Consider the following 21,706-nt stretch of genomic DNA (forward strand, 5'->3'; position numbering starts at 1 on the left):
GCTCCAAGGACTCGGTACTGGCGACTTGCCAGGTCTTACCAGACTGGATTCCCACCAGCTATATATTTGGCACCGAACTGGCGGACACTATAGTACGATGTTGATTACCATTTGGGATTTGTATTTATAGTTAACATAGAGAAAATTTTAGATGAGGTGGATTGGGGGCAAAGAAAACCATAGAAAAATATTTGAACACTTATGAAAAGCAACAAGATATCTTGTAGAATTAAGAAATCCTATTGCTTTTACACTTATACTTTAATTATTGTATTATTTTTAAGTATTTAATAAAGCGAATACAAAGAGAAACGAGTTTCCTACTATGTAGCATAAGCTCAAGTAACTTACTCGTTTTTCTTTTTTATCAGATAATGAAGATAAGTCATATCAAATATCACTGAAATAGCCTTTGTTAATAATTTCTTTTACCCCGCTAATGACTGTTTCATAAGGAACATATGTAAATAAAAGCTTGCCAGTAATCGATTCGTAATCTTGCCGATATATTTCCTTGTCCACAATCTCTGTCAAAACGTCATTGATACATATCCCTGTTTTAGCAGACGGACAGACTGGAAGAGGCTCCCGCTGGCCCCGAACTTCCTGGACAAGTCTTGACAAAGATGTATCCGGCTTCGTATATTCCATAATCTTGTAGATATCATATAAATGCCGGGAATGCCGGTCAATCTTATCTGACAAATAATAATCACAGATGGCAAAGACCTTATCAATCAGAGTCCGCTCAATCGCCTGCGTTGTGATCTCAAAGGGCATGATGTCAAACTCTTCTGCCAGTTCTTCCTGTTCCGTCATTTTCAAGAAACGGTATATATAATTATCGGCCATGCGGTTTACTGTCGGAAAGGGCAATAGGGCAATATAGGTTTCAATGAGCAATTCTGGTTTTAATTCCAACAGCGGGGAATAAATACTGGGATAGCCAGCCCTGTAACAGTTATAACTGCGCCGGCTACGGGTTTCTTCGAGGTTTGTAACAGAGAACCCCAGAGACTCCATGGAAGAAATAACTGCCTTTTTTAGCTGCCGCTTACGACTTTCGCCAGGAACGCCTTCTGATGCGGCATAGGAAATATCTATATCTTCCGAAAAGCGATCCAAAATCTGATAGCATTTTGTCAGAGAGGTGCCGCCTTTAAAAACCATCCCCTTTACCTTGGAGGCCAGCTCCTTGAGAGCAAGCGTAACATAATAATCCTTTTCAATAATTCCGGGAGGTATATGCAGTTCGTTAGAAGCAGCGATGATAAATTCGCTAAATGCTTCGTGGTCATGATGTAAATTCATAAATAATTCCCCATTCAATCAGTTTTTTTGCAGTAGGACCTGTAATGCCAGACAACACGCTGGAAAGAAGTTCCTTACTATAATTTTGTTGTTTTGCATAGTTTCTCAGAAGATTCCCGGTTTCTAAAGCAGAAAGCTCAGAATACTTTTCTGCCTGGGAAACGGCATCCAAAAGCTGGAGCAGTGCAGCGTTTTCCGATGTTATAGTCGTAGCGGGCCGTTTCAGCCGGATAGCCTGGGAGCCTACGGTAACTGTACGCCCCTTTGTTGATTCTTTTGATGTGATGATCTCCAACATTGCCGGCATCTGGGTTGTCAGACCGATCTGATTGGCAAAAGTAGCTCCGGCGAAGTATCCGTAGATTTCTGTTGTACTTTGGATATATTTGCGTATAATGACTTTCATGGGATCTAAATAACTTTTTTTCAGCAGCCGTGACGCTTTGGGGAGATAATAAATCCCTGTGTCAAAACGAGCCAGGTCGCCTGACTTGAGCATCCGTTTGAAATACTGGCGCAGGGCATTATCATTAAGCCCATCCAGCTGAATCTCGTTTATGAAAATCGGTTCGTTGTAACCATAGTTTTTTTCCAGATATTCCTTCAGCATACAAGTATCCACTCCTTCCACCTCCATACTACTATATTTATACCCAAAAGGTCAATAGATATGTCAAAATGTAGTTTGTATGTTTTTTTCAGTCACGGATCTTGTATTTGATCACCTTTCCACGGTCAAGAAAAAGATAGGAGATAAGGCGGCGTTTCTGCACATCCGGCTCCTTCAAATTGGTAGGAGTTTTCTTATCTCTATATAAACGACACAAGCTTTGGACAGTGAGGGTTCCCCTCTTTTTCTATGTATCAGACAGAAGGATAACACAAACGGACTTGTTTCGTAGTTGTTTATCAAGCATAAAAAGTGAAAAAACAGAGCCAATGTCAGCTCGCTGGCTCTGTCTTTTTGAGGAAAACATGATTACATATTGAGGTTTTCATCTCCCCATTGTTTCATATGCTCAAAAACGGGAATGAAACTTTTGCCTAAGTCAGTAAGGTTATACTCCACATGGGGAGGTACTTCTTTGTAGTCATAACGGGTAATGAAGCCATCGGCTTCCAGTTCCCGAAGCTGCTTTGTCAGACTTGATTCCGTAATGTCACCGATATGCCTGCGAAGCTCTCCAAAGCGGTGTATATCCCGAAAGGCGATATAATAAATGATTTCAATTTTCCATTTACCTCCCAGAATTTTTTGTATGGTAGAAACTGTTTTGCAGCGTTCAACAGCCAATGTACTTTTTTTCATTCCTGTCACTCCTTCTGAAATAATATAACACGTCTTTTCTTAAAAATCAATGTACCGCTTTGATATAGGTACTGCAAAAAAGTACAGTACTTGTAAAATCATTGTACAAAAGTATAATTAGTATAAACTACAGAAAACACCTTGCGGACATACCTTTATACCCTCCGGCATGCGTACACAAAAAGCTGCGCAGGAATAAGGAAACACCCTGTGGGTATACCATTATGGCGAAAAACATGCCAACAATAAGGAAAGGAGATGTTTTTATGCACTACACAGGAACAATTTGGCGGCCGCCGTATGAAGCGGCATCACTTTTGTTAGAGGTAACGGCAGGCTGTACACATCATAAATGTAAGTTTTGTACTTTGTATAATGATTTGCCGTTCAAATTCAGAATGTCCCCTCTGAAAGATATTGAGAGTGATTTACAGGAGGTTAAAAGAGCAGCGAAAAGTTGGAACAGCGAGCGTACCCACCGAGTATTTTTGACGGGAGCTAACCCCTTTGTTTTGTCTTATGACAAATTAACTGCGATTGCAGAGCTAATCCGCAAATATCTTCCGTCAGTTACATCTATCGGCTCGTTTGCGAGAATTACAGATGTTATTCCTAAAACCGATGAGGAGCTTGCCAAACTGCGAGATATGGGATATGACGGTCTGACAATAGGAATAGAAACAGGCGATGATGAAGCCCTGCGGTTTATGAATAAGGGATATACCTCTGCCGACATCATAGAACAATGCCAGAGATTAGATGCAGCAGGCATCCATTACAGTTTCTTTTACTTAGTAAGCATTTCTGGGGCAGGCCGTGGAGAAATCGGGGCAAAATTGTCAGCTGATATATGCAATCAGACTCACCCTGCGCTCATCGGGGCAAATATGCTTACGATTTATCCCGATTCTGAACTTTTTGCAGAAATACAGCGCGGGAACTGGCAGGAAGAGGGAGAAGTTGAAAAGTACAAAGAGGTACGGACGCTCATTGAAAATTTGCAGATACCTGCCATCTTTGCGGCAATGGGAGCTTCCAATGCGTACCAGTTTCATGGGCAGCTGCCAAAAGACAAGAAAAAGTTATTGGCATTTCTTGATGAAATCATAGAAAATGTCAGTGAAGATGAATTACAGCGATATAGAAGAAGTGTCCATCATCTGTAAGAGCAACATTTTGTGAGTGTACCGTTATGTACAGACAACTACACAAAAATAAGAAAGCACCCTGCAGGTATATCTTCACAAAAAGCAGCACAAAAAGGAGGAGCGATAATCATGCACTTTACGGGCAGAACTTGGCGACCACCATATGAAGCCACTCGGTCATCATACAGGCTGCCTCTGGCTGCACTTATAATAAGTGCAAGTTTTGCAGTTTGTATCAAAACGAGTACTTCCGAATGTCGCCTATGGAGGAATTTGAGGAAGATTTAGCAGAGATAAAGAGCTATCAGCCATATGCAAGGAGAATATTCTGGACAGGGGCAAATCCTTTTGCCATGAGTTACGAGAATCTGAAACTTAGGGCTTTGACCGTAAGGGATTATCTGATTAAATGCCAGACAATGGCTATGTTTGCGAGCATCCGTGATATTAAAAATAAAGAGGTGTGGCAGCTAAGGAAATTAAGGGCAATGGGCATTAACGGACTGAGCATCGGCGTGGAAAGTGGCGATGACGAAACGCTTGCCCTTGCAAATAAAGGATATACGGCTGCTGATATTCTGGAACAATGCAGAAAATTAGATGAAGCGGGTATTGAATATTACTTTATTTACATGACAGGTCTTGCGGGAAAAGACGGCGGATACCGTAATGCAAGAAATAGTGCTGAACTGTTCAGCCAGCTCAATCCGTATTTTGTTTCCGTAGACTCTCTTACACTTTTCCCAGACACAGAGCTGTACCAGATGGCACAGCAAGGTTTGTTTGTCCCTGCTGACGAAAAAGAGCGTATCCGTGAACTGCAAATGCTAATCAACAACTTAAATATACGCACACATTTATTTGCAAACACGGTTTCAAATTTCACTCCCGTAACGGCGTATCTTCCGTATGACCGTGAAAAGGTCACATGTGAATTGCAATATGTATTAGATAATACGGATGAAATGGAGATGCGGAAGTATAGAAATAATTTAAAATCTTTAGGATAAGCAATGATACTTTCTTAGTTGTATTTTAGATACTTGTCATAGTCCGAATTTCCACATATAATTGCAGTGTGGTTGTATGGAATATCTACCGTATGAGGTTTGAAAAACAGAGGACGTGAATCGTGAACAAAATTCTGATAATAGATGATGATAAATCTCTTTTGGAACTGCTGCAAAACTGTATACATGACTTATATGAAGTAGATACGGCATGGAATGGAAAGCAGGGGCTTGATATGCTGTCACAGACAAAATATGATCTTGTACTGCTTGATGTGATGCTGCCTGGCGAAAATGGTTTTGAGGTTTTAGGGAAAATACGGAAGCAGTATGCGGTGCCGGTGATTATGCTGACGGCAAAGAACTCCCCGTCAGATAAGGTAAGTGGTCTGGAAATCGGTGCAGATGATTATGTAACGAAACCATTTAATATGGAGGAGCTGCTGGCGAGGGCTGCGTCTCAGATTCGAAGAAATACCACACTAAAGAATGGAGTTTTGCCACAAGAAAAACTCTGTTTCGATAAGATTACTATTATTCCGCAGATGAAAGGAATATTGAAAGAAAACAAAGAAGTGCTGCTGACAGGAAAAGAATTTGACTTGTTGTATTTTCTTGCCTCATCTCCAAAGCAAGCTTATACAAAAAAGCAGATTTATAAGGCTGTATGGAAGGACGATTATGTCTATGACGATAATAACATTATGGCATTGGTCAGTAAGATAAGAAAAAAAATAGAAGATGATCCGGAAAATCCCAGCATAATACAGACAGTCAGGGGAGTCGGCTACCGCTTCGGGGGAGGGCAGTAAATGGATATAGGAATGATAGCGCTTATCGTCATCTGTTTGGGGCTAATGTTTTTGCTGGCAGGTATCTGGAGGCAGATTAAAAAAATCAATCAGGTATTAGATGAAGTCATAGAAGGGAAAACGGATAGAAGGATCCTGATAAGAAAATATTCCCTTTTATCGGATACCTGTTATAAACTCAACCAGATTATGATGGATAATAAGGAACGTATCATACAGACAAAGCGGCAGGAACACAGGAATGAAAAGCTCATGACAAGTCTGTCTCATGATATCCGAACTCCCCTTACATCTATTATCGGTCACCTGGATGCCGTTCATTATCAATATGTTCATGGGGAGATGAATGCAGAGTCTGTCCGACAGGCAAGGGAAAAAGCATATGTCCTAAAAGATTATCTGGACGATCTGTTTCAATGGTTCAAGCTCAATTCCAAAGAAGAGAAAGCAGAAATGGAGCCATTGGATGTTGTAGAGGAAACACGGGCAATTTTTGCAAATTGGGTTGCGGCTTTTGAAGGAAATGGAATATCCTATGACTTTGTATCAGATATGGACGAGATATGGATTAGCATGGACAGAGTTTTTTATGAGCGTATTGTGAATAATCTGCTTAAAAATGCAATGGAACATAGCGGGGCTTCTAAAATCTGGATAAAGATTGTACAAGCTGGTATTACAGTTGCTGTGAAAATCTGCGATAATGGCGTGGGGATTCCTGAGAAAGCGATTCCTTTTGTCTTTGACAGGCTGTATAAGTCGGATGATGCCCGCAACAGTAAAGGAAGCGGTCTGGGACTTGCAATCGTACGGGAACTGGTTTTGATACAGGGAGGGAAGATTTTTGTAGAGCCCCGAAAGAACGGAATTTGTTTTGTTATGGAATTTCCCATATTAGAGAATTAAAAATGAACTGTTCTGCCGTAAGGCAGGGCAGTTTTTTTGCAAGGTTTTCGTAAGGTTTTGAGAGAGAAAGCATGATAATATAAAACAGCAGGCAGATGTATTTATATTAGATATAGCGCACGAAGAAAGGGATGGTGTGATGGAGAATTTTGTCATTGAGACGAAAGGGCTGACGAAATGTTATGGGGATACTGCCGTAGTAAAGGGAGTGGATATCCATGTTAAAAAGGGTGAAATCTATGCACTTTTGGGAAGGAACGGAGCCGGAAAGACAACGATCATGAAAATGCTGTTGGGCTTATCCAAGATAACAAAAGGAACTGTCCATATGTTTGGACAACCTTTTGCGGGGAATAAAAAAGAATTTTTGGGACGGATAGGTGTCATGATTGAAACACCAGGATTTTATCCAAACCTTACGGCAACAGAAAATCTGGAAATTCTTTCCGATCTGCGGGGATATATAAAACGGGATGCAATAAAAGAAAGTTTGGGGAAGGTTGGGCTGCCTTATAAAGATAAAAAGCTTTTTTCAGAATTTTCCCTTGGAATGAAGCAGCGGCTTGGTATTGCAGCTGCCATTATCCATGATCCGGAAATCCTGATACTGGATGAACCGGTTAATGGGCTTGATCCAATTGGGGTAATGGAAACAAGGGATTTTATCAGGGAGCTTTCGCAAGATTATGGAAAAACGATTCTGCTGTCAAGCCATATTCTGTCAGAGATTGAGCTTTTGGCAGACAGGATAGGAATTATTGACAAAGGGATTCTGCTGGAAGAAAGTCCTTATGAGGAATTGAAAAAAAGAAATATGCATTATATTCTGGTATCCGCGGATCCGACTGAAACGGTTATCCATATGCTGGAAGAAGAATTTCATATCAAGGATTATCGGATTATGGGGAATGGGTGCATTCAAATTTTTGACACAGAGATACAGACAAAGGAAATCGTTAAGTTTCTTGCAGAACGGAATATTTATGTAGATGCTATTAACAAATGCCGTGATACACTGGAAGATTATTTTAAAAGGATAACCGGAGGTGAGGGAATTGCTTAACATATGCCGGAATGAATTAAAGAAACTAAAGCGTCAGAAGACAGCAAGGATGTTGTGGGCAGTTGGCATCCTGATACCTACGTTTGGCACACTGCTCTGTATAAAAAACCATTATCCCTTTAGAAATTTGGTCGGTGCGAATGTCTTGTTTGGAAGTTTTCTTGTGATTCCATTTGTCTTTTCCGCCATGCTTTTAAATCTGTTTGAACTGGAGGAGAGAAATCATACATTGAAAAACATTCTGGTGATTGGCGTACCCGAATGGAAGATTTTTTTGTCAAAATTGGCCGCTGCTCTTGTGATTGTCGTGGTATTTGTGGGAATCATTACTGCCTATACTATTGCAGGAGGAATGTTTCTGCGGAATTATATTCCGGATGCTTTCCATATTTTCAGTATATTTTTAATAACATCTCTGTGCAGCGTCTGTGCGGCAATGCCTGTTGTGCTTTTGATTATTTTGCTCCGCAAAAGGAACCTGATTGCGATGATAGCGATTAACTGTTTTATACTCATTGATTTTTTGTTTCTATGGCAGTTGTCCATGTTTCATTGCCTTGAGATGCATCTGCCTGTTTTGGCAGCATATCGCATCACTTATCCCCTTACCATTATTGAATATACGGATAATCTGCAGCTTGGTTTGGACACACTGTATTATCCAATGGACAAGGGAATACTTTTGTTGGGGACAACAGCGGCAGCTTCCCTCGCAATTAGCTTATGGCTTTATAACAGACAGGAGGCCGATGTATGATGAAAAGATTGATCCGGGCAGAATTAAAGAAATTGAAAAGACAGAAAATGGTTTTTGTTGGATATCTCAGCATCCTCTTTTCGTTTATCATTACTTTTGCGCAGCAAATGCGGATTAAGGCGGGAGTTCCTGAATGGGAAGGGCTTGCAGAAATGTTTTTTTACAACAATGCGATGCTGTTCCTGCCGTTTACAATATCTTTGATCGGGGGATACATGATAGATCAGGAATATGCAAGGGATACGCTGAAAAATCTGCTGGCGATACCGGTCAGATGGCAGGATGTGATAAAAGCGAAAGCGGCAGTCTTGTTTTTGCTGATGATCCGAGTTGCGCTGTTTGAAATGGTTCTGCTTTTGTCTGCGGGCATTATATTAAGGAACTGCCCCGCCGTACTTATGATGGCAGGCGTATGCATGAAAGCGCTTGCGTATAACATCTGTATCACGTTAACCATATTGCCTGTGATTCTGTGGTTTGGAAAGAATGGCGGGAAATATATATGGGGAAGTATACTGTCCATGCTCGTTGGTGTATCTGGAGTGTTTGTAGTAAATGGAAAGGCGGCTTATTGGCATCCGGTTACAGCTTGTTTCTCATTTCTATCGGACATTTATGGTGATAAATCTGTATTAGGATACATGAAGTCAGGTGCAGCAATCTTCCTGTATGGATTGTTGTGTATGCTGGTGTACCGGATTAGGTATTGTAGAGAAAACAAAGCAGATATTTCAAAATAAAAAGAAGCAAAGGAAAATGTAACGGAAACAGGCTTTCCCATTTATCAAGAGGGAATGGGAAAGCCTGTTTTTCATCACTGCCGCAGCCGCTCAATAATGCTGGCCTTGGCGATTTTGCGGTACAGCATCGCCGGTATCGCCACAGTCAGGAGGATGAGGAACGGATAGATCACCAACATGGGCCAGATAACAAATTGATAGGTGAAGAACCAAATTCCACTGGAAATCCCCTTTACGACTACCACAGAAAACAGCACACCGAGAACCGCTGATGTGATGATCGTTCCCACAGCGTAGTACAGTCCCTCAAAGGAGAGCATACCCTTTAACTGTTTCCCGGTCATGCCAATGCTTTGCAGCATGGCAAATTCTTTTTTACGGGTAATAACGCTTGTCAAAACGGAGTTGACAAAATTTGCGATACCAATCATCCCGATGATGATGCTCAACGCCCCGCCGATGGTGATGATAAGGGAAGTCAGGTTATCAAAGGAGCTGACATAGGTTTCCTTGGACTCAAAATCCATACCCGGCTCCACGCTGTCGATATAGCGATTCAAAAACTCTGCCATTTCAGCTTCTGTCCCCTCCTTCACATCAAAGGGGAAGTTGACCAGGTGGGGGGTATCGCACAGCGGCAGGAAAATCTCTGTCGGAAGATAGAACCGGGTTTCGCCTGTGTTGCGGGTAGTGGCCGTGTTCTCGTTGGCCCGGACTTTAGCCATGATGATAAAGTCATAGCTGTCCGTAATGGCGGTGGAAAGTTCCTCTGCTTTCAGATGGTTGATCCGTACTGTGTCGCCCACACTGATATTTGGATTATCTATGATGGTTCCATCATCATTACACTCCACACTCAGCAGGATATACTTTCCTGATTTCAGCTTTTCCAGGTCAATGGTTCCCTCTACGGCCTCCATGCCATTTAACAGAAAATCGTCCGCGCCATACAAGGCTGCAAAGGGATTTCCATTCTGATCTTTGTTGTAGCTGAAAAAGGCATTGTGTTCTATGGAAAACGGTTCTTCCAGCATGCGGGAGGTATAGAGCCTGCCGCCATCCTCGAAACACACATTCCCTTTGACCGCTTCGATAAAATTCTCCGACAGGTCATTTTCACTTTTTTCAAATTGATACTGGAAGTAATTTGCGGTAGAGATCACAAAGTCCGTATCTAAAAATTTTGCAATATACTTGTCAATATCAAAGCCGCCGGACAGTGTGAATACTGTGTTGAACAGCACCAAACTCAATGTCATGGACACAATCACCAGCACAGTACGCTTGCGGTTGCGCCCCAGGTTTGCCAGCGCCATAAAGTGAAGTTTTGCGCCGTGGGTCGATTTTTTCTCCTTGGCTTTGCGCTTTCCAAACGCCGCCGCATCATTCTCCGTATAGCGGATGGCCTCGATTGCCGAAACCATACCTGCAATCTTCGCAGGCTTGCGGACGCTGACAAAGACCGTAAACAGAGCAAAAACAGCGGAACCAATGAAAATTAAAGGGTTTACCGTTACTTTGATACCGGCGTCTGCGGTATAACTTGTTCCGTTCATCAGAAAAGGAACCAGGGCCCGGCCAATGAAAAAGCCTGCCAGCAGACCGATAGGAATACCAATTAAGGACAGCCGGAGCGCCTGCCGATTGATCAGCCGCTTGATTTGCCGCTTTGTTGTCCCCAGCGTTTTTAACTGTCCATAGGACTGAATATCCTGAATAACGGAAATCTGGAAGATGTTGTAGATAATCAAGTATCCTGTTACGACAATCAGCAGGGCACCTACAATGCCGGAAATCAGCATAGCGGGATTGTCCGTTAATGCGCCGCTCTGATAGGCCGGACTGACACGGGCAATCACATAGTTGCTGTCCTCCTTGCTGCCGCCCATTGTGTCACAGGTATAACCGGTTTCGGAAAGAAGCTGATGGAGCCGGGCTTCTATATCACCATTCCTTCTGAACATTACGTAGGCGGTGACAACGCCGGAATAGTCATTGTCTATGGGATAGGTATACGACAGAATATCCGAATGGGCGTCCACAAAGGCTTTCGATACGATCAGCCTTCCGATATTGCTCAAGCTGTCTGTTTCCCAAAAGCCGCAGAGGGTAAAATCGGTGGTGTAGGTCTTCCCTTTTACCTCATAGGTCAGAGAAACGGTTTCCCCGATCCGCGCCGGTACGCCCAGGGCATCCAGCGTTTTTGTGTCCGCAATGATTTCGTCTGCCCCTTCGGGCCGGCGGCCTGTTGTGGGCGTGTAGCGGGCAAATTCCAGAGCGGTATCATCCATATACCACAAATCAGACCGCCAACGCTCTAAGCCCGAATTTTTCAGCCGGTAAGATACCGCTTTTGTATAGGCGATGCGGTCAATCAGGGAACTTCCCGCTATATTGTTGTAAACTTCATCACTGATATAATTCAACACCGCCTGCCCCTCTCCGCCTGCCTTGCGGATATTCTGATCGTGAACAGTATCCATCAGACCGGAGCCAAGGGTGAAGATTGTGGTAAAAAGTATGGTGGTCAGAACGATTGCGATGATCGCAATGATATTCCTGCTTTTGCTTGCCTTGAAGTAGCGGCCTGACAGCTTTTTGATGACCACACTGTTGCTGTTGCCGAATAAAATATCATTCATCGTCAGCACCCCCCTTACTCAAAAATCCTGCCGTCTTCAATTCGGATAATGCGGTCGGCAAGTTGGGCGATCTCGTTGTTGTGGGTTATCATCACCAGCGTTTGATGGAATTTGCTGCTGGTTGCTTTCAAAAGCCCCAGTACATCGCTGCTCGTCCGGCTGTCCAGATTGCCGGTCGGCTCGTCAGCCAGAACAATGGCGGGCTTGGAAATGAGAGCACGGGCGATGGCGACACGCTGCTGCTGTCCGCCGGACAGGTTGTTTGGCATATTGTTCAGCTTGTCCCCCAAGGCCAGCAGGCGCACGACTTCGTCCATGAATTTTTTGTCCACCGTATCGCCGTCCAGTTCCACAGGCAGGACGATGTTTTCATAGACATTCAGAACAGGGACAAGATTGTAGTTCTGGAAGATAAAGCCGATGTTGCGCCGGCGGAAGATGGTAAGCTGCTCGTCGTTCAGTTCGGCCAGTTCTTTTCCCTTGATCTGAACGCTGCCGGAGGTTGGCACGTCCAGACCGCCCATCATATTCAGCAGAGTGGACTTGCCGCTGCCGGAGGTTCCAACGATGGCGGCAAATTCCCCCTGCTCGATGGAAAGAGTCACGCCGTCCAGCGCCTTTGTGAGATTTGGCTCTGCGCCGTAGTATTTTTTGAGGTCCGTTGTTTGTAAAATGCTCATGGTAAGCGCCATCCTTTCTTTGATGCCGCTATCATAACAGCCAATTCTCACAGAAATGTCACGGACCACTGATTTTTTACCCTTGAAATGTCACAATTCTGTGACATTTTAAAAAAAGTTCATTTCTAATTTCTTAATCATATTCTGCACAGATATATTTGAAATCCTCCGTCTTGTTTATCGCTGACAATGCGTGTTCCTCGATATGTTTTGACATAATTTCCACTGAATACCGGAAATTCTCGCATGGATGACCAGCAGCGCAGCGCATCATTACTATCAGCATCTCGTTATCGCCCTCAAGGTTTTCAGATGGATAGTTGCCGGCATAGTCGCAGGAATCATCGTAATGTCCTTTCTGCCTTACTGTTTCCATCTGATCCGCAGTGCCAATCACGGCATGGTAATCCATGTTATCGGAGTCGCAATAATACTCAATGAAAAGCCTTGCCACAACATCTGTGCATTGTCGGATTTGTTCAATAATAGCATCTGCATTCTGGATAGCAAATCTCCGGATTTCCTGTCTGGCGTGCTCCTCGTTTTCGTAGCGGATGTACAACAGTGTTTCATGACCACCCAATATAGTGGTGATGTTCTGGAGTGTTCCATCTTTGCCATAGACGACGCGGAGCATCCGGACGAGGTCATCCTCCGGCACATTGTACAGCGTCATCCCACGCCAGTCCTTCCCGACAGGAATGTCATAGGTGAGCATTTGATACTGCGCATCATAGTCAAAGGAAATCGCATTGTCACTGTCAATGTCCTTGCTGAATTCAGCAGCGCTGTATACGCCTGCTTTATAGATAAGTGGAATGCTGTATAATTCTGACATTTTGGTATCCTTTCTTTTCAAAATGATTTGGGTTGTGTCCGCTCTTGCCCTACAACGGATATTTGACGGTAAAAAGTACGCGGCCCGGAACCCTTTTACGGCCTGTATAGGCTGGGAGAGGCGGAGCCCGGCAAGCCCCAGGAGCTGATGGATCTCTATTCAGTATGGGTTACAGCCCGCAGAAAGACCAGCATCCCTCCAGACACCACTGGGCGTTATCAATCATCCATTTGCCGGCAGCCAGATGATAATCTGTATAAGTTCCGCCGTCCGCTCCCATCGGTTCATGCCGTCAAAGAATTCCAGCATGATTTTTTCTCTCCTTCCATGCTGCTTCCTGGTATCTTCCAGAAATGCGTTATGAAAACTTCCAAAAAATATAATTTTTCCCACTTGCAAATTTTATCCATGAGGCAGAAACACGGAAAATGTGGAGCCGCTGCCTGGTGCCGAAGTCACCTTCATATATCCTCCCTGCATGGTGACAATCTCCCGGGCAAGATACAGCCCTATGCCGATGCCCTCCACATCGTGGACTTCTTCCTCCCGGTAGAAGCGTTTGAAGATCATCCCCTGCCGGCTCTCTGCGATTCCTTTTCCGCTGTCGGTTATGTCGATTTTCACATAGAACTCCCAGCTTTGAACGGAAACTTGAATATCGCCGTCTGCCGGGGTGTACTTCACCGCATTGTCCAGAATATTGAACAGGGCTTCACTTGTCCATTTTCTGTCGTGGGCCAGAATGATATCTTCCGGACAATTTACGCTGACATGAATATGTTTCCTTTCCGCATTCAGCAGAATACCGCCCAGGGCCGCCGCCAAGGTGTCATAAAGGGGCTGTATCCTTCTGTCCAGTGAAATGACGCCGGTTTCCAGGCGGGAGGTCTTTATCATAGCCTGCATGAGAAAATCCAGCTTTTCAAGCTGGCCGCCGGAAGCCTGCAAAAACTCCCTCTGCTTTTCCTCTGGCATAGGCTGCTCCAGCAAAGTGGCATTTACCATTTTTAGATTGCTGATTGGCGTTTTTACCTGATGGGATATGTCGGAGATTAATTCCTGCAAATCAGCCCGCTCCTTTGCTGCGCTCTCTCGATTTTCCCACATAACTTCATATAGACGTACAAGCCGGTGGTTGATTTTGTAAAACAGGTTTTCTTCCTCACAGACCTGCGGCCAAGCTGAGTCTCCGTCCAGCATATGGTCTATTGTTTCGCATAGTCTGTCCGAAAACAATACCAGTTTCCGGCGCAGAAAAGCCACGAAAAGGGCTGCACAGGTGAATACCAGCAGGGAAAACAGCAGGCACAGCCATACGATTACCGGATTGTCGGCAAAGAGAAAAGTCGCAGTAACGGTGGCAGCGGAGATAAAACCTAAAAAAGCAGCCCCTGCCGCGCAGGCGCAGTTGATGGAAAGTTTGCTCCCATTCACTTCTTTATCCCCCCGATCCACATATAGCCCATGCCGTAGACAGTCTTGATATATTGCTGGCCGTCTGCTTCAATTTTTCCCCGGACGCGGCTGATCGCTGCGGTCAAGGCGTGTTCGTCCACAAAGTTTTCATCTGCATCCCACAGCTTTTCAAGAAGCGCCTGTCGGGTCAGAACGGTTTGCGGATTTCTTACCAGTACTTTTAGCAAACGGTATTCCATTGGAGTGAAGACAACCGGATCCCCCGCAAGGGCAGCGGTCAATTCCCCAAAATTGATGGACAATGTACCGTCTGTGTAGCAATCGCCGCCGGTCTGCCTCTGGATACGGCCCAGCAAAGCGGAAACTTTTTTTCGGAATACACTGATAGGAAACGGTTTTGTCACATAGTCGTCTGCTCCCAACTCGAAACCGCGCAGCTGGTCGCTCTCCATATCGTTTGCGGTCAGGAAAATCACGGCGGTATCTGGACGGCGCTCTTTGATTTCTCTACAGAAGTCAAATCCGTTTCCATCAGGTAAATTGACATCCAGCACAATCAGATCATAGTCCTGCGCTTCGCAGAGGCTGACCGCTTCTGATTTTGTCATGGCAGCGTCCACTGTGTAGCCGACCGCCGAAAGATTGTAGCAAAGGGTATTGTTTAAAAGACGGTCATCCTCAACTACTAAAAGTCTCATGGTTTTATCTCCTTCCTCCGCTCCATAAGTAAAAATCGTTATGGACGAAGTATACCACCAAGGCAAGTGGCCTTCAACCTTGATTTTGTGATTTCCATGACAATCCTGACTGCAGTTTTGATGGAGAAGATTATGGCAGGAATCGGAATTAACAAAGCGGTGGGAGGTATCCTAATTGAATCGCCTTGGTTACAGCTTCGACAGAGGAGGAAACATCAAGTTTTTCAAATATATGCTGTAAATGATTAGAAAGGGTACGTTCGCTGATATAAAGCGTGCCTGCAATCTCTTTCCGTTTTCTGCCGTCTGCTATAAGCTGCAAAATCTGTTTTTCACAGTCCGTTAATTCTTCTAAAAACGGAATGGAACCGTTGAAGATAAATTTTCCCTGCATGATCTGTGAAAGAAAAGCGATAAGCTTTTCCGGTTCTGTATTTTTGTTGATAAATCCTTTTGCCCCGATTTTTTTGGCTTCGTTTCGGTATACCGGAAGATCGTATCCGGACAGGATAACAATTTTTTGCTCCGGATAATTGGATAATATCTGCTTTGCTAATTCCAAACCGTCTTCAGATGTTATATTTTTTAAATTGATATCCATGAGCAGGATGTCCGGGGCATCTTCTTCAATGAATTTATCCAACAGGGAAATATCATGGATACTTTTAAAGGTTTTTATTTCCGGGTAGTCTGATAATGCAATTTCCAGACTTTTGGAAAATAGGGCGTGGTCATCGACTAATAAAATATTGATAAGAAGCATCTCCTTTCATTGGCAGGTTGATGCAGACGCTGATTCCATGTGGAAAATTTTGGGTTATACTTACAGTGCCGTCCATGCTATGCACACGGTCAGCGCTTAATGCAAGACCTCTGTGTTTTGATGAGTCTATACAGGTGAGGCTGTCGGTATCAGCACTCCCATTATCCTTTACGCATAATACTATCATTCCATGATCCTGTGTAAGCGTTATCCATGCTTTTTCTCCCGTAGAGTGTTTATAAACATTCGTGACGAGTTCTTTCAAAAGCCGATATATGAAAATATCATATGGCGGAACTAAAAATAAAGAGTCTGAACAGTCAAAAACAATGCTGATGTGGCGATCAGGAAATGATTGCGCAATATATGCAAGCAAATTTTGATAATTCTCTTTTATAGTAAGCTTTGACAGCAATACAGGATGGTAATTCTGCATCTGCTCACGGATATAGCTGTTCATATGATCAAGAGTTTGTGTGATTATTTTCTGTATCTCAGGACTTGTTGATTTATACATCATATTTTTTATGGAAAGCAGGTCTTGAAGAATATTATCATGAAGAAAATTTGAAAATTCAAGATTTATCTGCTCTTCCTGCTGTAACTGTGCCAATGCGGCATTGTATTTGCTTTCCATAACCATGTTGCCTGATCCCTGCCGTAAATTAAAATCCAGTATGATATTGCAGACATAGATAAATACAAACATAGCGTCCAACATAAGAAGGAAAGATAACCGGCCGATCCCAAAAGTCATTGTAATCAGACCACAAATGATAACGCCGAAAAGCAGGAGCAACATTAACTGAAAACTGCTAAATATGGCTGATAATGGAAAACTGCGATGTTCTTTTAGTATAATACCGTGAATACTCATGGAGAAAAGCAGGACAGGGATATACACTCCAAAGTTCGAAAGATTTCCTTTTATGCCCATTGTGGTAAGACAGTATGCAATGAATAAGATGATTATTACCACAAGAGAGAACAGAATGGACTTCCATTCTGCTTTCAGAACAAAAGCAGCTCTTTTTCTATGGTAAGCAACAACAAAAATGAAACAAAGCCAGCTTGCCAAAAACTGGATGCCATACAACAATGCAAACATATTATCTGATATTAAGATGCCGATAAGGGAGCAGATACAGGTTCCAGTCAGGCAGAGGTTTGCTGCTTTTTTGAATTTATAACCGCTCCCCTGAAATAAAAACATAAGTATGAAATGGATAAAAATGCACCATATAACTGGACTTAAGGCATAAAAAGCAATATTTGTTATAGCGTTGTCCGAAACGGAAAGGGATATATACCAACTGTCTAATGCCAGCAGACCGCAAAACAAAGAAATAGCTTTATTATCTCTGATATTGCAGGAACTCACATAAGCAGCGTCTATCAGCATCAGCGATGACAGGAATACGGATACGGTTTTGCTCATGCTGCAAGGCATCTGAATATTTATTTCCAGCCCCATATATAGTATAAGCAGGATGAAATTTATAAAAAGCAAAAGCTTAAAGATCATACACTTCATATTTTTGCCCCCTTATCCATGCCTAAATTATATCAGTTATCTGTGTGCATACAACTAAAATTTTTCCAAAACCATTTTACAGCAGGTATGGACAGTCATATAGTAATAAATCAGATAAATGATCAGTGTCAGCGCAATGGCGAATATCGCAGGGGCGTATAAAACAATGCTGTTTGCCAAAAGGTTCTGCATAAGAGCTGTTTTGTATACGAATGTGGCAAAGATACAGTCTGCCAATCCGAACAGAAACGGAATGCTGAAAAATGTGAGTGCCTGTTTCCTGATGATTTTTTTAATCTTCCTGTTCGTATATCCCATTTTTACGAGAATATCGTAATCGGATTTTGAATCGGCTATGGCTGAAATATTATTAAAATATAGGATGCTTCCTGTTGCGATAAAGAATAATACCACAAGAAAGCCTATCAGCAGGAAGGTGGAACTGCTTAGGGAAACTACTTCATGTATCCTGTGGGAATTCCCCTGCAGGTAAGGACTTTTATCCAAATATGCAGATAGCGCCTGAAACAGATCCTCATTGCCTGTTATGGAACTTCCATTTATACTTAAAACTGTCGTTTCGGGGGCGGCATGTTCAGATATCATGTTGTATAAATTGTCACTTACAATCAAAGTGCCAACACTGTTCGCAAAAGAAATCGGATTATCTAATGTGGTCATAGTCACAGTGACAGGTATTTCTGTATTGTTTATGAGCAGTGGATAGGTGCTGCCTGTTTCATCTTTGCCGGAAGCCGGCTGGTATCTAACAAAAATACACTCATTGCTGTTTAATGCTGTAAATTGCTCCAAGGCCTTTTGCCGCCCTTGCGCTTTCAGAATGGCGGTATAGTCAGAATATGAGATACATTCAAAACCTGCATTCCGAAGGATTTTTTCGTTGTCAGCATCTCCCTTGGAAGTTCCGACACTGTATTCCATGGGAAGCTGCCTGGCAGTAGAAGTGACTTTATAAATATCGGTCTGCAGGAATGTAATATCATCTCCCGATGAATAGCTGTTCACGATCTCCATGATTGCGGACAGATCGCTCTCTTTTTCAATACGGCACTCGATTTCTGACGGCGCAATGCGGGATACTGCTGCAATCGGATAATACAGGGAGAGAGCCATAACACTGGAAACAGTCAAAGTTGCGGCAGACAGTAATGTGAGCATGATCAGCGTTTTTGAATTGGAGCGCATTCGGTATATAAACCCCGGTGAAGTAATGATTCTTGTTTCCGTATAAAATTTCTTCTTATTTTTCTTGCTGGTCTGTACCGCATAAGGGAGAAAAGATGCAATAAAAAGCACTGTCCCAAAAAGAATGAGTGCAAATGTAAGCATTCCAACAGCATAAAACCCGACTGAAAACCAGACAGATTTTTCGCCCCGCAGGATATCAAGGGCAATACCGTATCCCAAAATGACAGAGACAAACCCGATGATGGAAGGAACGGCATGGAACTTTGTGTGCTTTTCCGCACTTTTTTCAAACCGCACTAAATCCATAAGGGAGGATTTCAAAAGAAATCTGCTGTTGGACAGCGATAACAGGATAATAATAGCAAAAACAAAACAAGCCGTCTTTCCCATGGCATTCAGGTTAAAATAAGGTATTTCTGAATTGTTGACTGTCAATCCCAGTAATTTTGTAATGCCAAACACAATGCCTTTGTGAAACAGACCACCCAAAAGGATTCCGATTACGAAAGCCCCAAAGCAGGAAAGTAAATTTTCTGCTGTAAGCAAAGACAGTATTGTGGATTTCCGATATCCTAATAATGCATAGATACCTAATTCCTTTATGCGCCGGCGCAGGAAGAAACGGTTTGAATAGGACATATAAAAAATAACGAATGCCATAAGGAACATAGAAATCGTATTGCACATAGTTTCCACCCGCCCGTCGCCTGATATTTTCTCAAGCATAACGTTATTCATGGAAAACGAAGTGAAAGCAAAAAAAATAGTAATCACAAAGGAAATGGATAATAAATAGAGGGCATAAAAGGAAAAATTATTTTTTAGGTTCTTAAGTGCCGTAGATAAATGGTTCATGAATGATTTCCTACCTTTCTGTGTCTAGTTTTGCTACTTCCTGTGCAATGGATTCATAGAATGCACGCCTGTCAGTATTTTGTTTCCATAATTCCTGAATAATGCAGCCGTCTTTAAAAATCAGGATGCGGTCAGCAAAACTTGCAGCATAAGCATCATGTGTGACCATTAGTATCGTAGTATGGAGACGTTCGTTTGATTCCTTTAAAGTGTTCAGCAAATCTGTTGCGGAGCTTGAATCCAATGCCCCGGTCGGTTCGTCTGCAAATAAAATGCTTGGATGTTTCACAATAGCCCTTAGAGCGGAAGCACGCTGCCTTTGCCCGCCTGAAAGCTCACTTGGATATTTTTCTAACTGTGCGTCAATACCAAAGCTTTTCGCCAGTCTCCTTATCATGTTTTCTATTTTTTGAGGCGGAAGTTTCTGTAAAGTCAGCGGAACAGCGATATTCTCAAAAATAGTAAGGCTGTCTAACAGCAGATATTCCTGGAAAATAAAACCCAGATGATCCCTGCGGAAATCCGCTGCTTTGGAATCCGTCAGATTTTTTAGATTGATGCCGTTTATTGTAATGCTGCCGCTTGTGGGTGTATCAATCGTAGAAAGAACATTAAGCAAGGTGGTCTTTCCGGATCCGGAAGCCCCCATAATGGCAATAAATTCGCCGTCCGTTACGCGGAATGATACTTTATTAAGGCTTGGGTGCTGTGATTTTGCATAAGTTTTTGTTACGTTTTTCGCTTCCAATAATGTGGCCATTTCTTTTATTCTCCTTTTCCGCTTTTTTATAACAGTATTGTAATTTGGGGGCTGTAAAAAAGAATGAGTAAATCACGCAGATTTTTTGCGTGATTTACTCAACAATTACCTCATTTCCTTTTTTCCGGCAGGGGAGAGTGGGAAAATTCTAAACTTTGGGTAACAGGATCTGCATCCAGTTCACAGTTCCTGTTGCTTCAAAGTAATGATTGTATGGAAAGTCAGTGTATCATCATTGTAATACATCTGCATATTGCCGTAATATTTGCTGACCGTTTTATGAATACTTTTTAACCCAAACCCATGCCTGATTTTATCAGTTTTATCGGTACTAAGCTGTCTGTTTTTGCCGGAAAAAGGATCTTTCCTGCAGGAGTTGATAACTGTTATTACAACAAATGATGTTTTCTCATGTTTTCTTGTATTGATTTCAATAAAAGAATCAGGGACAATGCCTGCAGCAGCTATGGCATTATCCAGTAAATTGCAAAATAGAGATGTTAGGTCATTGTCTGCAATGAAATCCATTGTCCTGCTTCGGATGTCGGCATGAAAAGTTATGTGACTGTCCGTACATTGCTGCATATAGCGGCATAGAATGGAATTAAGCATTTCATGATCGCATAGTCTGGAACATTCTTTCAGGTCTGAGGAATGTATCAGCTGTCGGATATAGGCGCCTATTTTATCATGTTCTTTTTGGTCATTCAGCATATCAATGGATTGCAGATGTTTTTTTATATCATGGATTAAGATGCGCTGGTTTTCGTTCTGTAAACGCAGCATTTCATAATACTGGACTGAATTAGATTCTTGTTGGAGCAATAACTGCATTTCTGTAAATTCCATATTTTTTTTCTGATTATATTGATTGATTCCAAACACAAACAGATTAGCTGCCAACAGAAAAACAGCGCCCGCTGCAATCATCCAATCAAGTGATGATGAAAGAGGAACCGATTCCCCAATACTAATAAAAATAAACATAATAAAGATAGAGGTTAAAGGTATGAAAATAAAAAGGTAAACAGATTTATCATACTGCCCTATATTTTTCTTCGGTTTTTGCATCAGATGCATCAGTACATAGATAACAGCAAAAAATATAAGCTTACTGAAAATTGCAAAAACTAAAAGATGATAGAATTCCCTGTCGTTATCAAGAAAATGAAGGGTAAACCGCTTGGCAATTCCATATACGATCAGTTCACTCATTGCCATAACAGCCGTCAGTATAGAAGAATGAAATAGCACA

At 42.5% G+C, this 21,706-nt stretch carries 21 protein-coding genes; 7 read left to right on the forward strand and 14 right to left on the reverse strand.

Going from position 1 to position 21,706, the window contains the following annotated elements; translation table 11 throughout:
- Positions 1-390: 390 nt before the first annotated feature.
- The 3 genes from VV089_RS18710 to VV089_RS18720 all read right to left on the reverse strand — a co-directional run bounded on the left by VV089_RS18710 (position 391) and on the right by VV089_RS18720 (position 2,620).
- Positions 391-1,311 carry a nucleotidyl transferase AbiEii/AbiGii toxin family protein gene (locus VV089_RS18710; RefSeq protein WP_172540578.1) on the reverse strand — a complete coding sequence of 307 codons (921 nt, stop codon included), beginning with the start codon at positions 1,309-1,311 and terminating at the stop codon, positions 391-393.
- On the reverse strand, positions 1,295-1,933 hold the full coding sequence (locus VV089_RS18715) for a DUF6088 family protein (RefSeq protein WP_334336967.1): 639 nt from the start codon (positions 1,931-1,933) through the stop codon (positions 1,295-1,297). Before VV089_RS18715 ends, VV089_RS18710 begins: the two co-directional genes overlap by 17 nt.
- Before the next feature lie 357 nt (positions 1,934-2,290).
- Entirely contained in the window at positions 2,291-2,620 is a 330-nt protein-coding gene (locus tag VV089_RS18720; RefSeq protein ID WP_172540576.1) for a winged helix-turn-helix transcriptional regulator, read from the reverse strand.
- Between the two features lie 266 nt (positions 2,621-2,886).
- Between VV089_RS18720 and VV089_RS18725 the strand changes: the two genes are divergently transcribed.
- The 7 genes from VV089_RS18725 (at position 2,887) to VV089_RS18755 (ending at position 9,056) form a co-directional block, all read left to right on the forward strand.
- Entirely contained in the window at positions 2,887-3,786 is a 900-nt protein-coding gene (locus tag VV089_RS18725; RefSeq protein WP_172540575.1) for a radical SAM protein, read from the forward strand.
- A gap of 236 nt (positions 3,787-4,022) precedes the next feature.
- On the forward strand, positions 4,023-4,778 hold the full coding sequence (locus VV089_RS18730) for a radical SAM protein (RefSeq protein ID WP_334336968.1): 756 nt from the start codon (positions 4,023-4,025) through the stop codon (positions 4,776-4,778).
- Between the two features lie 122 nt (positions 4,779-4,900).
- Complete coding sequence (locus VV089_RS18735) at positions 4,901-5,590, forward strand: response regulator transcription factor (RefSeq protein ID WP_334336969.1); 690 nt, start codon at positions 4,901-4,903, stop codon at positions 5,588-5,590.
- Positions 5,591-6,496, forward strand: a complete 906-nt coding sequence (locus VV089_RS18740) for a sensor histidine kinase (RefSeq protein WP_334336970.1) — start codon at positions 5,591-5,593, stop codon at positions 6,494-6,496.
- 139 nt (positions 6,497-6,635) lie between these two features.
- Positions 6,636-7,559, forward strand: a complete 924-nt coding sequence (locus tag VV089_RS18745) for an ABC transporter ATP-binding protein (RefSeq protein WP_172540572.1) — start codon at positions 6,636-6,638, stop codon at positions 7,557-7,559.
- Positions 7,543-8,316, forward strand: coding sequence for an ABC transporter permease (locus VV089_RS18750; RefSeq protein ID WP_334336971.1), 774 nt, complete (start codon positions 7,543-7,545; stop codon positions 8,314-8,316). The genes VV089_RS18745 and VV089_RS18750 overlap by 17 nt, the downstream gene beginning before the upstream one ends.
- The gene (locus tag VV089_RS18755; RefSeq protein ID WP_334336972.1) at positions 8,313-9,056 is read left to right on the forward strand and encodes an ABC transporter permease; all 744 of its coding nucleotides are present in this window, start codon (positions 8,313-8,315) and stop codon (positions 9,054-9,056) included. The genes VV089_RS18750 and VV089_RS18755 overlap by 4 nt, the downstream gene beginning before the upstream one ends.
- 74 nt (positions 9,057-9,130) lie before the next feature.
- Here the strand turns inward: VV089_RS18755 and VV089_RS18760 are convergent, their stop codons facing one another.
- The 11 genes from VV089_RS18760 to VV089_RS18810 all read right to left on the reverse strand — a co-directional run bounded on the left by VV089_RS18760 (position 9,131) and on the right by VV089_RS18810 (position 21,672).
- A complete protein-coding gene (locus VV089_RS18760) occupies positions 9,131-11,698 on the reverse strand; it encodes an ABC transporter permease (RefSeq protein WP_334336973.1) in 2,568 nt (855 codons plus the stop codon).
- A 14-nt stretch (positions 11,699-11,712) separates the two neighbouring features.
- The gene (locus VV089_RS18765) at positions 11,713-12,378 is read right to left on the reverse strand and encodes an ABC transporter ATP-binding protein (RefSeq protein ID WP_334336974.1); all 666 of its coding nucleotides are present in this window, start codon (positions 12,376-12,378) and stop codon (positions 11,713-11,715) included.
- Positions 12,379-12,511: 133 nt separating this feature from the next.
- Positions 12,512-13,216, reverse strand: coding sequence for a hypothetical protein (locus VV089_RS18770; RefSeq protein WP_334336976.1), 705 nt, complete (start codon positions 13,214-13,216; stop codon positions 12,512-12,514).
- Between the two features lie 222 nt (positions 13,217-13,438).
- Positions 13,439-13,609 carry a hypothetical protein gene (locus VV089_RS18775; RefSeq protein WP_334336977.1) on the reverse strand — a complete coding sequence of 57 codons (171 nt, stop codon included), beginning with the start codon at positions 13,607-13,609 and terminating at the stop codon, positions 13,439-13,441.
- Positions 13,610-13,618: 9 nt separating this feature from the next.
- Positions 13,619-14,650, reverse strand: coding sequence for a sensor histidine kinase (locus VV089_RS18780; RefSeq protein ID WP_172540530.1), 1,032 nt, complete (start codon positions 14,648-14,650; stop codon positions 13,619-13,621).
- Complete coding sequence (locus VV089_RS18785) at positions 14,647-15,330, reverse strand: response regulator transcription factor (protein WP_334336978.1); 684 nt, start codon at positions 15,328-15,330, stop codon at positions 14,647-14,649. The genes VV089_RS18780 and VV089_RS18785 overlap by 4 nt, the downstream gene beginning before the upstream one ends.
- A 148-nt stretch (positions 15,331-15,478) precedes the next feature.
- Positions 15,479-16,093, reverse strand: coding sequence for a response regulator transcription factor (locus tag VV089_RS18790; protein WP_334336979.1), 615 nt, complete (start codon positions 16,091-16,093; stop codon positions 15,479-15,481).
- Positions 16,062-17,627 carry an ATP-binding protein gene (locus tag VV089_RS18795; RefSeq protein WP_334336980.1) on the reverse strand — a complete coding sequence of 522 codons (1,566 nt, stop codon included), beginning with the start codon at positions 17,625-17,627 and terminating at the stop codon, positions 16,062-16,064. The genes VV089_RS18790 and VV089_RS18795 overlap by 32 nt, the downstream gene beginning before the upstream one ends.
- A 54-nt stretch (positions 17,628-17,681) precedes the next feature.
- Complete coding sequence (locus VV089_RS18800; RefSeq protein ID WP_334336981.1) at positions 17,682-19,691, reverse strand: ABC transporter permease; 2,010 nt, start codon at positions 19,689-19,691, stop codon at positions 17,682-17,684.
- A gap of 10 nt (positions 19,692-19,701) precedes the next feature.
- Entirely contained in the window at positions 19,702-20,451 is a 750-nt protein-coding gene (locus VV089_RS18805; protein WP_334336982.1) for an ABC transporter ATP-binding protein, read from the reverse strand.
- A gap of 180 nt (positions 20,452-20,631) precedes the next feature.
- Positions 20,632-21,672, reverse strand: coding sequence for a sensor histidine kinase (locus VV089_RS18810; protein WP_334336983.1), 1,041 nt, complete (start codon positions 21,670-21,672; stop codon positions 20,632-20,634).
- Positions 21,673-21,706: the final 34 nt, after the last annotated feature.

Origin of the sequence: Candidatus Merdisoma sp. JLR.KK011 (assembly GCF_036941125.1) — a bacterium.
In the GTDB taxonomy this organism is placed as follows: domain Bacteria; phylum Bacillota; class Clostridia; order Lachnospirales; family Lachnospiraceae; genus Laedolimicola.